The sequence below is a fragment of the Oleiharenicola lentus genome, from assembly GCF_004118375.1.
GTDB lineage: Bacteria > Verrucomicrobiota > Verrucomicrobiia > Opitutales > Opitutaceae > Lacunisphaera > Lacunisphaera lenta.
The window spans coordinates 159,795-172,361 of the sequence record NZ_SDHX01000002.1 but is presented as its reverse complement, the minus strand read 5'-3'; the positions used below and the strand labels follow the sequence as shown (position 1 = coordinate 172,361).

Sequence of the window (12,567 nt, the reverse complement as noted above, 5' to 3'; positions counted from 1 at the left end):
CCTCTGGGTCTGAAATATACGGGTTAGCCCCGACACAGTCGGCCCGACAGGGCGCATCTTTCTCTCCTCTGGGTGTGAAAAAGGCGGCCTGGCTTTTCTTCAACTTAAACTCTCCACTTCAACTGGCCCGGAACGGCACCACCTCAGCTGGGGCGACCTATCCGGCTTGTCAGACGCGGGGGCGGGCTTCTAACTGGCCGGCTCATCCCGACCCATGGCCACGATCACCAAGAGCTACGAACCGCAGGACGTTGAAAAGAAGTGGTATGCCGACTGGCTGCAGGCCGGCTGCTTCGCGGGCCGGGTCAATCCCGCCAAGGCGCCCTACACGATCATGATCCCGCCGCCCAACGTCACGGGCGTGCTCACGATGGGCCATGTGCTCAACAACACCCTGCAGGACATCCTCATCCGCCGCGCGCGCCTCGAAGGCCGCGAGGCCATGTGGCTGCCGGGTACCGACCACGCGGGCATCGCCACGCAGGCGGTGGTGGAGCGCGAACTGCGCAAGGAAAAGAAACACCGCCGCGACCTCGGTCGCGAAAAATTCCTCGAGAAGGTTTGGGCCTGGCGCGATGACAAGGGCGGCATCATCCTGAAGCAGCTGCAGGCGCTCGGCGCCTCGTGCGATTGGAACCGCACGCAGTTCACGATGGACGCGCCTTACTCGCAGGCCGTCCTGGGCGTGTTCGTCGATCTCTACCGCAAGGGCCACATCTACCGCGGCAAGCGCATGGTCAACTGGTGCCCGGTTTCGCTCACCGCGCTCTCCGACGAGGAAGTGATCATGAAGCCCGCCAAGGGTTTTCTGTATCAGGTGCGTTACGAGCTGGTCGGTCAGCCGGGCCAGTTCATCGAGGTGAAAACCACGCGCCCCGAGACGATTCCCGGTGACGTGGCGATTGCCGTGCATCCGGATGATCCGCGCTACACCACGCTCATCGGCCAGAAGGTGCGTCGGCCCATCGGTCCGGCGGCGGAAATCCCGATCGTCGCGGACAGCGCCGTGGACAAGGAGTTCGGCTCCGGCGCGCTCAAGATCACACCCGCGCACGACAAGGTGGATTTCGACATCGGCCTGCGGCACAAGCTGCCGGTCGTGGACGTGCTCAACGCCGACGGCACGCTCAACGAGCTGGCCGGCCCCGCGCTCGCGGGCCTGGACCGCTTTGCCGGCCGCAAGAAGGCCGCCGAGTTGCTCAAGGAATCCGGCGCGCTGGTGAAGGAGGAGCTCTACGAGAACAACGTCGGCTACTCCGAGCGCGCCGACGTGCCGATCGAGCCGCGCCTCACCTGGCAGTGGTGGCTCAAATACCCGCGGGTCGAGGAGGCCAAGGCGGCCGTGCGCGACGGCCACATCCGTTTCCATCCCGAGCGCTGGTCCAAGGTTTACCTGCACTGGCTCGAGAACATCCAGGACTGGTGCATCAGCCGCCAGCTCTGGTGGGGCCACCGCATTCCGGTGTGGTATGCCAAGGGCCTCGACAAGGAGAAGCTCACGGAGGCCGATCTCGCCGATCCGAAAAAGGTTCACGTCTCCCTCGAAGGACCGGCCGACAAGGACAACTGGGTGCAGGAAGACGACGTGCTCGACACCTGGGCCTCGTCGTGGCTCTGGCCCTTTGCCACGCTCGGCTGGCCGGACAAGGACGCGATGGCGAAGGCCGGCTACGACTATTTCTACCCGACCAACACGCTCGTGACCGGTCCGGACATCATCTTCTTCTGGGTCGCGCGCATGATCATGGCCGGCCTGGAGTTCACGCACCCGGGCGAGCCGCTGGCGAAGCGGATTCCGTTCAAGGACGTGTATTTCACCGGCATCATCCGCGATGCGCAGGGGCGCAAGATGTCGAAGTCGCTCGGCAATTCGCCCGACCCGCTCGACCTCATTGCCAAGTACGGCGCCGACGGCCTGCGCTTCGGCATCGTGTCCATCGCCCCGCAGGGCCAGGACATCCGCTTCCAGGAAGACCGCATCGAAAGCGGCAAGAATTTCTGCAACAAGCTCTGGAACGCGTGCCGTTTCCGCCAGATGAGCGGCGACATGGCCGACAATTCCTCGCCCGGCGCCATCCTGGCCCGGATCGAGCCGGCGAAGTTCGACGCCGACGACCACGCGATCCTCGACCGCCTTTTCGCGACCACGCGCGAGGTGGACCGTTGCTTCAACCAGTTCGAGTTCAGCGCGGCCGTGCAGGCGCTCTATGGCTTTTTCTGGAACGATTTCTGCGACTGGTATGTGGAGGTCTCCAAGGCGAAGCTCCAGGACCCGGCGACGAAGGCCAACTGCCTCGCCATCCAGGACCTCGTGCTGCGCCAGACGCTGCTGCTGCTGCATCCGTTCATTCCCTTCATCACGGAGGAGCTCTGGCACCAGCTCGGCTACGGGGCCGAAGGCACCTTCCTGATGCGCGACACGCAGCTGGAGAGCCCGTCGCAGTTTGCCGGTCGCGGTTTGCAGATCGACTCCACCGCCGCCTCGCAGGTCGAGACGCTCAAGGCCGTGGTCTCGCAGGTGCGCGCCTTCAAGGCCGAGCACGGCGAGGCCGCCAACAAGGCCTCGGAGTTCATCGTCGAGGCTTCCGACGCCCACTGGGCGATTCTCGACGCCAACCTGGCCAAGATCAAACGCATGGCCGGTGCAGCCACCATCACGCGCGGCGCGATGTCGCCGGCCGCGCCGGTCACGGTCACCGCGCTCGGTTCGTGGAATCTCATCAAGCAGCTGAAGGGTGACCCCGCCGCCGAAAAGGCACGTCTGCAGAAGGAAATCGAAACCCTCGCCAAGCACATCGCCGGCACGCAGGCGCGCTTGTCGAACGAAGCCTTCGTCAGCAAAGCCCCGCCCGCGGTGCTGGATGGCGCGAAGAAGCAGCTCGCCGACCTCCAAGCCAAGAAGGCCGAGAACGAGCGTCTGCTGGCCGCGCTGGGTTAACCGCCGCTTGCTTGCGGCCCCGGCTTCCTTCTAGCTACTGAATTAATGAAAAAAGCCCTGATCACCGGCATCACCGGCCAGGATGGATCCTACCTTGCCGAGCTGTTGCTCGCCAAAGGCTACGAGGTGCACGGGATCATCCGCCGGGCCTCGACGTTCAACACGAGCCGGATCGACCACCTTTACCGCGACCCGCACATCAACGGCGTGAAGCTGTTCCTCCACTACGGCGATCTCGCCGACTCGGTGCAGATGGTGAAGCTGCTCTATGATCTCCAGCCCGACGAGATCTACAACCTCGGGGCCCAGTCGCACGTGCGCGTGTCGTTCGACATCCCGGAGTACACCGGCGACGTCGTGGGCCTCGGTGCCCAGCGTATCCTCGAGGCGATCCGCGAGGCGGGTCTCGTCAAGAAATGCCGGTTCTATCAGGCCTCTTCCTCCGAGATGTTCGGCAAGGTCCAGCAAGTGCCCCAGACCGAGGAGACACCGTTCTGGCCGCGCTCGCCCTACGGCTGCGCCAAGATGTATGCGCATTGGCTCACGGTGAACTATCGCGAGAGCTACCACCTGCACGCCTCCTCCGGCATCCTCTTCAACCATGAGAGTCCGCGGCGCGGTGAAACTTTCGTGACCCGCAAGATCACCCGGGCGGCCACCCGCATCAAGCTGGGCCTGCAGGAGTCGCTCTACATGGGCAACCTCGACGCCAAGCGCGACTGGGGCTACGCCAAGGAATACGTCGAGATGATGTGGGTGATGCTTCAGCAGGACAAACCCGACGACTACGTGGTCGCCACCAACGAGACGCACACGGTGAAGGAGTTCATCGTCGAGACTTTCGGCCTGCTCGGCCTCGACTGGGAGAAACACGTCAAATACGACGCCCGCTACGAGCGCCCCGCCGAGGTGGAGCTGCTGATCGGCAATCCCGCCAAGGCCAAGCGCCAGCTGGGCTGGGAGCCGAAGGTAAAGTTCAAGGAGCTGGTGAAGATCATGACCGAGGCCGACCTCGAGCTCGCCAAGCGCGAGGCCCAGATCGCGAACCTGCCCAAGCTCTAGTCGCTAGCAACTAGTCACTAGATTCTAGTCCACTGATCATGTCCTGCCAGAACCTTCAGGTCTATCAACGCGCGCATGAATTTGGCGTCGCCTGCCACAGGCTTAGTATGGACTTGCCGAAGTTCGAACTATTCGAAAGTGGCAGCCAACTTCGACGCGCCTCGAAGTCCGTCTCGGCGAACATCGTGGAGGGATACGGGCGCCGCGAGTATGCAGCGGAATACCACCGCTTCCTGGTGATTGCCCTCGCCTCCAACGATGAGGCTGGCGAATGGCTTCGTTATCTAGCCGAGTGCCACCCTGACAAAGCGTCCGCAGTCGAACCGCTCCAGAGCGAGAACCAGGAAATCGGCCGAATGCTGAATCGGTTCATCGGCAGTCTAGGCTCCTAGCTCCTAGCCAACTAGCAACTAGCTCATGAAACTCTTCATTGCAGGACACAACGGCATGGTCGGTGGCGCGCTTGTGCGCCGCTTCCAGGCCGAGCCGGGCGTGCAGCTGGTGTTGCGCACACGCAAGGAGCTCGACCTCACCAGCCAGGCGGCGGTCCACGCTTTCCTGGCCGCGGAGAAGCCCGATGTCGTCATCATGGCCGCGGCCAAGGTCGGCGGCATCCACGCGAACAACACCTACCCGGCGGACTTCGCCTATGACAACCTCGTCATTGCCACCAACACGATCCACGGCGCCTACGCCGCGGGCGTGAAACGGTTCCTCTTCCTTGGCAGCTCCTGCATCTATCCGAAGCTCGCGCCGCAACCGATGCCCGAGTCCTGCCTGCTCACCGGCCCGCTGGAGCCGACCAACGAGGCCTACGCCATCGCCAAGATCGCCGGGCTCAAGCTCTGCGAGTATTACCGCAAGCAGCACGGCGTGCTCTACCACTCGGCGATGCCCACCAACCTCTATGGTCCGGGCGACAACTATCACCCGCAGAACTCGCATGTGCTGCCCGCGCTCATCCGCAAGTTTCACGAGGCGAAGGAAGCCGGGCGGCCCGAGGTTGTGGCCTGGGGCTCGGGTTCGCCGAAGCGAGAGTTCCTGCATGTGGACGATCTGGCCGACGCCTGCGCCTTCTTGCTGCGTCTGGATAACCCGCCCGACCTGCTCAACATCGGCACCGGCACCGACGTCACAATCCGGGAGCTCACCGAGCTGGTGGCCGAGGTCACGGGATTCACGGGACGGATTGCGTGGGATGCCACCAAGCCCGACGGCACGCCGCGCAAACTGATGGATGTCTCCAAGCTCGCGGCCCTCGGCTGGAAAGCGAAAACCGCCCTGCGCGACGGCGTGCGCCTGACCTACGCCAGCTATTTGGCCGAGCTGAAAGCCGGCTCGCTGCGTTGCTAGCCCGGATATTTCACCCCCGTGAGAGACGTTGAATCAGAAATATCCGTTTTTGCCTTCGGCAAAAGCGACTCCGTCGCGGTTAGCCCCGACAAAGTCGGCCCGACAGGGCGCCAGTTTCTCACCTCAGGTGCGAAATTGGCGGGCTAGCCGATCGGCCAGCTCGGCGCGATGAGCGGGGCGTTGACGCGTCGCCCGGCTTCCGTCAGGCTGCCGAGGTCAGTCACCTCCGGTTACGCACACATCCAACCCATAGTCCCATGTCCACCGATACGCCTCCGCCTGCCGCCACGACCGAGGATCGCACCGTCGCCATCCTCTCTTACATCACCATCATCGGTTTCATCGTCGCGATCGTCATGCACAGCAGCAAGAAGACGAAGCTCGGTTCCTACCACCTGCGCCAGATGCTGGGTCTCGTGATCTGCGGCCTGGTCGGTGGCTTCGTCGGCATCATTCCGATCCTGGGCTGGATTATGCTGCCCATCATTTGGATCGGTCTGCTGGTGTTCTGGGTCATGGGCCTCATCGCGGCCGTCAATGGCCAGCAGAAGCCCATTCCGGTGCTGGGGGAGAAGTTCCAGCAGTGGTTTGGCAACGCCTTCGAGTGATCGCGTCAACGGTTCAAGCCCCGGTCTCAGCCGCCCCACGGGGCGGCTTTTTTGTATCCGGCCGCCGGGTGGACTTTCCGCTTGCGGCGTCCGGCCGGGTGCCAAGGGTGGAGCGCGTCCATGATCGCACCCGAGACCTTTTCCCACCTTGAAAACATAAAGAAGCGCGCCGGCTACTTATGGAGGTTTCTTTGACGTCGAACAGAAGCAGCGCGAGATAGAGGCGATGGAGGGTCAGATGGGTGACCCGACCTTCTGGGACAGCAACGAACGCGCCCAAAAGCACATCGCCAAGCTCAACGGCCTGAAGAAGACGATCGGAGGCCTCGTGGCCTTCAACAAGAAGCTCGATGACGCCGCCGTCATGATCGAGCTGATCGAGATGGCGAGCCCGGCCGAGCAGGAGGCTTCCGGCAAGGAGCTCAACGCGACCGTCACCGCGATGGTCGCCGAGCTCGACCAGATCGAGATCGCCTCCTTCCTCACCGGCCAGTTCGACCGCAACAACGCCATTTTCAGCATCCAGGCCGGTGCCGGCGGCACCGAGTCCAACGACTGGGCCGACATCCTCTTCCGCATGTATTCGCGCTGGTGCGAACGCCGCGGCTTCGAGGTCGAGCTGATGGACGTGCAGCCCGGCGACCAGGCCGGCATCTCCAAGGCCACGATCCTCATCAAGGGCGAGAACGCCTACGGCTACGCCAAGGCCGAGCGCGGCGTTCACCGCCTCGTGCGCATCAGCCCCTTCGATTCCAACAAGCGCCGCCACACCTCGTTCTGCGCGGTGGACGTCGTCGCCGAGATCAACGAGGAGATCAACATCGAGGTGCCCGACAGCGACATCCGCATCGACGTTTACCGTTCCTCCGGCAAGGGCGGCCAGGGCGTCAACACCACCGACTCCGCGGTGCGCATCACGCACATCCCGACCGGTGTCGTGGTGGTGTGCCAAAACGAGCGTTCGCAGATCAAGAACAAGGCCTCGGCCATGAACGTGCTCAAGGCCCGCCTCTACGAGCGCAAGCTCGACGAGCAGCGCAGCGAGATGGAGAAGTTCTACGGTGAGAAGGGCGAGATCGGCTTCGGGTCCCAGATCCGCAGCTACGTGCTCCAGCCCTACCAGATGGTGAAGGACCTGCGCACCGGCGTGAGCACCAGCGACACACAGGGCGTGCTTGATGGCGACCTCGACCGCTTCATCACCGGCTGGCTCCGCGCCGGCTGCCCGCGCCACCGCAACAAGGACATCCAGATCGACGACGAGTAAGAGCGCACAGCGGATGCGAAAGTCCCCGGCACAGTTTGTGTTTCCGCCCCCGCCGCCTTTCTTCCGCTGAAGCCATGTCCGTCCTCACCTACGACACCCTCCGGTCCGCCTTCGCCTCGCAGCCGCTGTTTGAGGACAAGTCCTGGCAGCTCTCGCCCGAGGCGTGGCCGCTGACGCCGGCGCAGGTGCAGGAGCTGGAGCAGATCGGCGCCGCTTGTCTCGAGTTTCACCAGGCCTTGGAAACGCTCTACCTGCGGTCCGCCGCGGGGAAGAACCTGCTCCGCAACAAGCCGCTGCTCGCCCCGTGGGTCGCCCAGTATCTCGACCGCGGCAAGCCGCCCGAGCTGGTGTATCACGCCCGGGATGCCCGCAACCGCGGCGCCTTTCCCACCGTGCTGCGCCCGGACCTGCTGCTCACCGAGGAGGGCTTTGCGCTGACCGAGCTGGACTCCGTGCCCGGCGGCATCGGCCTGACGGCTTTCCTCAACCGCCTCTATGCCGCGCAAGGCGACGCTTCGGTGCTGGGCCAGGGCGATGTCATGATCGATAATTTCCACCAGTCCCTCACCGCGCTGCGGCCCGAGATGCGCAATCCGCTCATCGCCATCCTGGTGAGCGACGAGGCGGCGACCTACCGGCCGGAAATGCAGTGGTTGTGCGAACAGCTGCAACGGCGCGGCCATCGGATATTCTGCATGCGGCCCGAGGATGTCTTCCCCCTTGGCGGCGAACTCTTCTTCGACGTGGAGGGGACGCCCGAGAAAATTGACATCATCTACCGCTTCTTCGAGCTCTTCGACTGGGCCAATATTCGCGTCCGGGCCGACATCCTCGAGGCCTGGCAGAGCGGCGCCGTGGCGATCGCCCCGCCGATGCGGCATTTCCAGGAGGAGAAGCTCGCCCTGGCGTTGTTTCACCACCACCTCCTGCGCGAGTTCTGGGCGGAGTCGCTCAGCGGCCGCTCGCTCAAGCTCCTGCAAAAGCTCATCCCGCGCTCGTGGATCATGGACCCGGCGCCGCTGCCGCCCGGTGCCGTGCTCGACGGCCCGCCGGTGGGCGGCCGGATGCCCAACGATTGGCGCGATCTCGCCTCCGCCTCACAGAAGGAGCGGGACCTCATCATCAAGATTTCCGGTTTCCACGAGACCGCCTGGGGCGCGCGCAGCGTGGTGCTGGGCAGCGACTGTTCGCGGGAGGAATGGCAGGCCGGCGTGGACCAGGCGCTACGGCTCGCCCCGACCAATCTCCACGTGCTGCAGGAATACCGCAAACCCAAGCGCCTGTCGCACCCGCTCTATCACGCGGAAGACGCCGGCTCGGCGCCCTCCGCCCGCGAGCGATCGGGCCGGCTGCGCCTGTGCCCGTATTACTTCGTGGTCGGAGGCCAGGCCCGGTTGTCCGGCGCCCTCGCCACGTTCTGCCCGCCCGACAAGAAGATCATCCACGGCATGACCGATGCAGCCTTGCTCCCGTGCAGGGTTTCCCCCTTAACGTGAACCGTGCGAAAAATCGCCCTGCTCAAGAGGCTTAATTCAACCGTAAGAACAGGACTGCTGGCCGGCGCCCTCGCGGCCACGGGGCCGGTTCAGGGCCAGGACGCGCCGGATTGGGATCGCATCACCAGCCGGGCCGAGGCCGGGGATGCCGAGGCGATGACGGCGCTCGGCAATGCCCACGCCAACGGCACCAACGGTCTGCGCCCGGACCTCGCCGAGGCATTCAAGTGGTACCTGCGCGCCGCCGAGAAAGGGTTGGCGCCCGCGCAGTTCAACGTCGGTCTCGCCCATGAACTGGGCCGCGGGGTGGCAGCCGACGACAAGCAGGCTTTCAAGTTCTACCTCGCCGCGGCGGAGCAGGGGTTCGCGCCCGCGCAGTTCAATGTGGGCAACATGTATGCGGCCGGACGCGGGGTGGGGCAGGATCACTTCGAGGCCAACCTCTGGTTCAAGCAGGCGGCGGACAGCGGGATCGTCGAGGCCCAGTTCAACCTCGGCTTCGCCTACGAATCCGGCAACGGGGTCAAAAAGGACGACGCCCAGGCCGCCCGCTGGTATCGCATGGCCGCCGAGCGCGGTTACGCCCGCGGCCAGTACAATTATGCGCTGTTGCTGGAGGACGGGCGCGGCGTGGCGCGCGACCTGGCGGCAGCGGCCTCGTTTTATCGGGCCGCGGCCGAGCAGAATTTCATCCCGGCGCAGGTCAACTACGGGCTCATCCTGGCCGAGGGCCGCCCGGGCGTGGCGCCCGATCCCGTCCAAGGCTTGGTCTGGCTGAGCCGGGCGGTCCAGGGCGGAGCGAAGCCGGAGGCGCGTGACGCCTTGGCGCGCCGCCTCAGTCCGGAGCAACTCGCCGCGGCCACCCGGCAACTGGGAGGAGCCTCTGCCGCTGGCGCCGCGGCGTCTTCGAACACGAGCGCGGCCCCGGCCGCCGGCCCGGCTCCGACCAACCTGGTGGAGCAGTTGCGGGAACAAAGCCGCCGGTTGGCTGCCCGCGTGGAGTCGCTGACCGCGGACAAAGAGACCGCCGAACGCCAGTCCGCCATGTTGGCGGCCCAGATTCGCGACTTGCAGCAGGAGTTGCAGCAAATTCGGGCCGGAGCGGGTGGCCAGACGGCGCCCGCGCCGGCGGAATTGACCCGCCTTCAGGCGGAGGTCGCCGCCCTCACGGCCCGGTTGGAGAAGTCGGCCGCCGCCCTGCGGGAGGCGGAGCAAACTGGCGCGCAACTCGCCGAGGCCAACCGTCGACTGCAGCAGGAGAAGGAGACGGCGGCCTCGACCTCCGCGGCGGGCGGCGCGGAGCCCGCCCAGCCATCCGGCCTCATGGCGACTCTCCAGCGCGACAACGCCCGGCTCAACGACGAGGTCAAACGCGCCACCATCGAGCTGCTCGCGCTGAACACCCAGTTGCGCGCCCTGCGCAGCCAGCCCACCGGCGCCACCACCGATCCAGAACAGACCGCGGCGGCCGTGCGCTCCGCCCGGGAGCTGGCCGCCAAGCTGGAAACCGAAAACCGCCAGCTGACCGCCCGCGTGACCGAATTGGAAAGCAAAGCCTCCGCCCCGTCGCGCCCCGCGAGCGACCAGGCCCTGGCCCAGTTCCAGCAGGAGATCCGCACACTCCAGACGGAAAAGAAGGACTTGGAGCAGTGGTCCCAGGCGCTGGAGAAAACACTCAATGAAAAGACCGCCGCGGTTGCCGCGCTCGAGGCGACGGTGACCGATCTCCGCCAGCGGCAGGCCGGACTGGAAAAGCAGCTGGCCGATTCCGCCCGTCCGACCGCGCCGGGGCCCGACGCCGCCCGTTTGTCGTCCGAGGTAGCGACCCTTTCGGCGGCAAACCAGGCGTTGCAGACGGAGCTGGCCAATGTCCGGACGGATGCCAGCAACGTGGCCGCCCTGCGCGATTCGCTGATGCTGGCCAACTCCCGGATTGCCGGGCTGGAGCGTGACCTGACCGCGGCCCGGCAGCAGGGCGAGAATTCCGGTGCGGGCGCCGCCGATTTGCGGCGTCAGCTGAGCGAGGCCAACGTGGCTTTGGAAAAGAGCAGCGCCGCGGTCGCCGAGCTGACGGCGGTCAACGACCGGCTCGAAGGCGAGTTGGCGTCGGCGAAACAGGGCGGCACCGAGGTCGCCGGTTTGCGCGACGAACTTGCGAAGCTCCGGGCGGGGGCGGCCGATGCAGTCCGCTTGACCGGCGAAAATGACCGCTTGAAGCAGGAGCTGGCGGCCGGCGCCGTCGCACGCGGCAAGCACGAACAGCTGGTGCGTGACAATACCCAGCTGAGTGCCGGGCTCGAGCGCAGCCGTCAGGACCTGGCCCAGGTGCAGGCGCGCCTGAGCGAGGCGGAAAAGCAGCTGGCCGATGCGCTGACCGTGCGCACCCGCGGCCAGGACGACACCCAGCGCGCGCAAACCGAGCTCACCGAGGCCAATCGCACGGTGGAAAAGCTCAACGCGACGGTGGCCGAGCTGACCGCCGAGAACCAGAAGTTGGAACAGGATCTGGAAAACGCCCAGAAGTCCGCGGCCGCCTCGCTGGCGGCGCAGTCGCAGGCGGTCAGCGCCGCCAATCCCGACGCCTTCCGGATGGAAATCAGCACGCTGCAGGCGCGCGTGAAGGAACTTGAGGCGCAGGCCGAGGAAGAGCGCACCAACGCGGCGCGCGAGATCAGCACGCTGGCCGCCCAGCTGCAGCGCACGCGCGAGACCAACCGCTCCCTCACCGAGGCCAACCGGGCCCTCGTCTCCGCGAAGGAGAGCGACACCGCGGCCGGTCGCGACGAGATGGCCCAGCTGCAGGGACGTATCCGGGAACTCACCGCCGCGGCCGAGGAATCCCGCCGGCAGGTGCAGCAACAGACGGCCGAGGTCCGTTCGCTCACCCTTGAACGCGAAACTTTGCGGGCCCAGCTGGCCGACGCACAGAAAGTGGCGACCGTGCTGCCCGGCATGGCCGACGAAAAGGCCGCGCTCCAGGAGCGGTTGGAAGCCGTGGGCGCCCAGCTCGTGCAGTTGCAGCGTGAGCATGCGGAGCTGGAGAAGGTCCACGCCGAACTGAACCAGCAGGCCGCCGCCAGCCAGCAGGCGGCCGAGAAGGCGCAGGCGGACCTCGGGGCCCTGCAGACGCGGGTGGCCGAGGCGGACCGGGCCGACGAGGCCCACACCTCCACCGTGGCCGAGCTGACCCAGGCGAATGCCCAACTCGAACGGGAGCGCGAGGACATGCGCCGCCTGGTGGACTCCTACCGGGCCGACATCGCGCGACTCACCCAGGTGGCGCGCACCGCGGAGCAGCTCAAAACCGAAGCCGAGCGCAGCAGCCAGCAGAACGTGGATGCAGTCACGGCCCAACTGGCTCAGCTCAGGCGGGAGCTCGAGGCGGCGCGCGTCAACCAGGCCCGCCTGACCGAGGCGCACTCGGCGCAGGATCGCGAACGCATCGCGGCCATCACCCAGCTCCGCACGGAGAACGCGGCTTTGTCCGCCCGGCTCAACCAGGCACAGGGGACGCTGGATCAGATTGCCGCGGCGGCGCGACTGGGCACTCCGGCCGCGACCATCGCCTCGGGCGGCACGCCGGTGGTGCGCACGGCGCCCAGTCCGGGGGCCGAGGTGCGGTTCCACACGGTGGCCGAGGGCGATTCCCTCTCCCGCATCAGCCTCCGCTATTACGGCACGCCCAACCGCTGGCAGGAAATTTTCCAAGCGAACCGCGACGTGCTCCAGGGCAGCAGCGCGCTCCGCATCGGCATGCAGCTGCGGATTCCTTGAACGGCGGGGCGGGGCTCTCCGCGCCGCGAGCCTTTTGCCGCGAAAACAAAAAAGGCGCGCCGGTGGGCG

The 12,567-nt window shown here is 66.0% G+C and carries 8 protein-coding genes; all 8 read left to right on the top strand.

Going from position 1 to position 12,567, the window contains the following annotated elements:
- The first annotated feature begins 214 nt into the window (after positions 1 to 214).
- The 8 genes from ESB00_RS14410 (at position 215) to ESB00_RS14375 (ending at position 12,498) form a co-directional block, all read left to right on the top strand.
- Positions 215 to 2,938, top strand: coding sequence for a valine--tRNA ligase (locus ESB00_RS14410; protein WP_129048492.1), 2,724 nt, complete (start codon positions 215 to 217; stop codon positions 2,936 to 2,938).
- Positions 2,939 to 2,983: 45 nt separating this feature from the next.
- Complete coding sequence (gene gmd, locus ESB00_RS14405) at positions 2,984 to 4,000, top strand: GDP-mannose 4,6-dehydratase (protein WP_129048491.1); 1,017 nt, start codon at positions 2,984 to 2,986, stop codon at positions 3,998 to 4,000.
- A 38-nt stretch (positions 4,001 to 4,038) separates the two neighbouring features.
- Entirely contained in the window at positions 4,039 to 4,392 is a 354-nt protein-coding gene (locus tag ESB00_RS14400) for a four helix bundle protein (RefSeq protein ID WP_129048490.1), read from the top strand.
- Between the two features lie 25 nt (positions 4,393 to 4,417).
- Positions 4,418 to 5,353 (top strand): GDP-L-fucose synthase family protein, encoded by a 936-nt coding sequence (locus ESB00_RS14395; RefSeq protein ID WP_129048489.1) that lies wholly within the window; start codon positions 4,418 to 4,420, stop codon positions 5,351 to 5,353.
- A 257-nt stretch (positions 5,354 to 5,610) separates the two neighbouring features.
- Positions 5,611 to 5,961, top strand: a complete 351-nt coding sequence (locus ESB00_RS14390) for a DUF4870 domain-containing protein (RefSeq protein WP_129048488.1) — start codon at positions 5,611 to 5,613, stop codon at positions 5,959 to 5,961.
- A 120-nt stretch (positions 5,962 to 6,081) separates the two neighbouring features.
- Positions 6,082 to 7,228, top strand: a protein-coding gene (gene prfB, locus ESB00_RS14385; RefSeq protein WP_179954388.1) for a peptide chain release factor 2 whose coding sequence is annotated in 2 segments (ribosomal slippage) — positions 6,082 to 6,153 and positions 6,155 to 7,228 — 1,146 coding nt in all. Because the reading frame shifts where the segments join, the coding sequence is not laid out codon by codon here.
- Between the two features lie 74 nt (positions 7,229 to 7,302).
- Complete coding sequence (locus ESB00_RS14380) at positions 7,303 to 8,724, top strand: hypothetical protein (protein WP_129048486.1); 1,422 nt, start codon at positions 7,303 to 7,305, stop codon at positions 8,722 to 8,724.
- A gap of 3 nt (positions 8,725 to 8,727) precedes the next feature.
- Complete coding sequence (locus ESB00_RS14375) at positions 8,728 to 12,498, top strand: LysM peptidoglycan-binding domain-containing protein (protein ID WP_129048485.1); 3,771 nt, start codon at positions 8,728 to 8,730, stop codon at positions 12,496 to 12,498.
- The last annotated feature ends 69 nt before the right edge of the window (positions 12,499 to 12,567 follow it).

Coding starts and splice junctions, on each gene's coding strand:
- ESB00_RS14410 (WP_129048492.1), top strand. CDS start 215: ATGGCCACGATCACCAAGAGCTACGAACCGCAGGACGTTGAAAAGAAG.
- gmd (WP_129048491.1), top strand. CDS start 2,984: ATGAAAAAAGCCCTGATCACCGGCATCACCGGCCAGGATGGATCCTAC.
- ESB00_RS14380 (WP_129048486.1), top strand. CDS start 7,303: ATGTCCGTCCTCACCTACGACACCCTCCGGTCCGCCTTCGCCTCGCAG.
- ESB00_RS14390 (WP_129048488.1), top strand. CDS start 5,611: ATGTCCACCGATACGCCTCCGCCTGCCGCCACGACCGAGGATCGCACC.
- ESB00_RS14400 (WP_129048490.1), top strand. CDS start 4,039: ATGTCCTGCCAGAACCTTCAGGTCTATCAACGCGCGCATGAATTTGGC.
- ESB00_RS14395 (WP_129048489.1), top strand. CDS start 4,418: ATGAAACTCTTCATTGCAGGACACAACGGCATGGTCGGTGGCGCGCTT.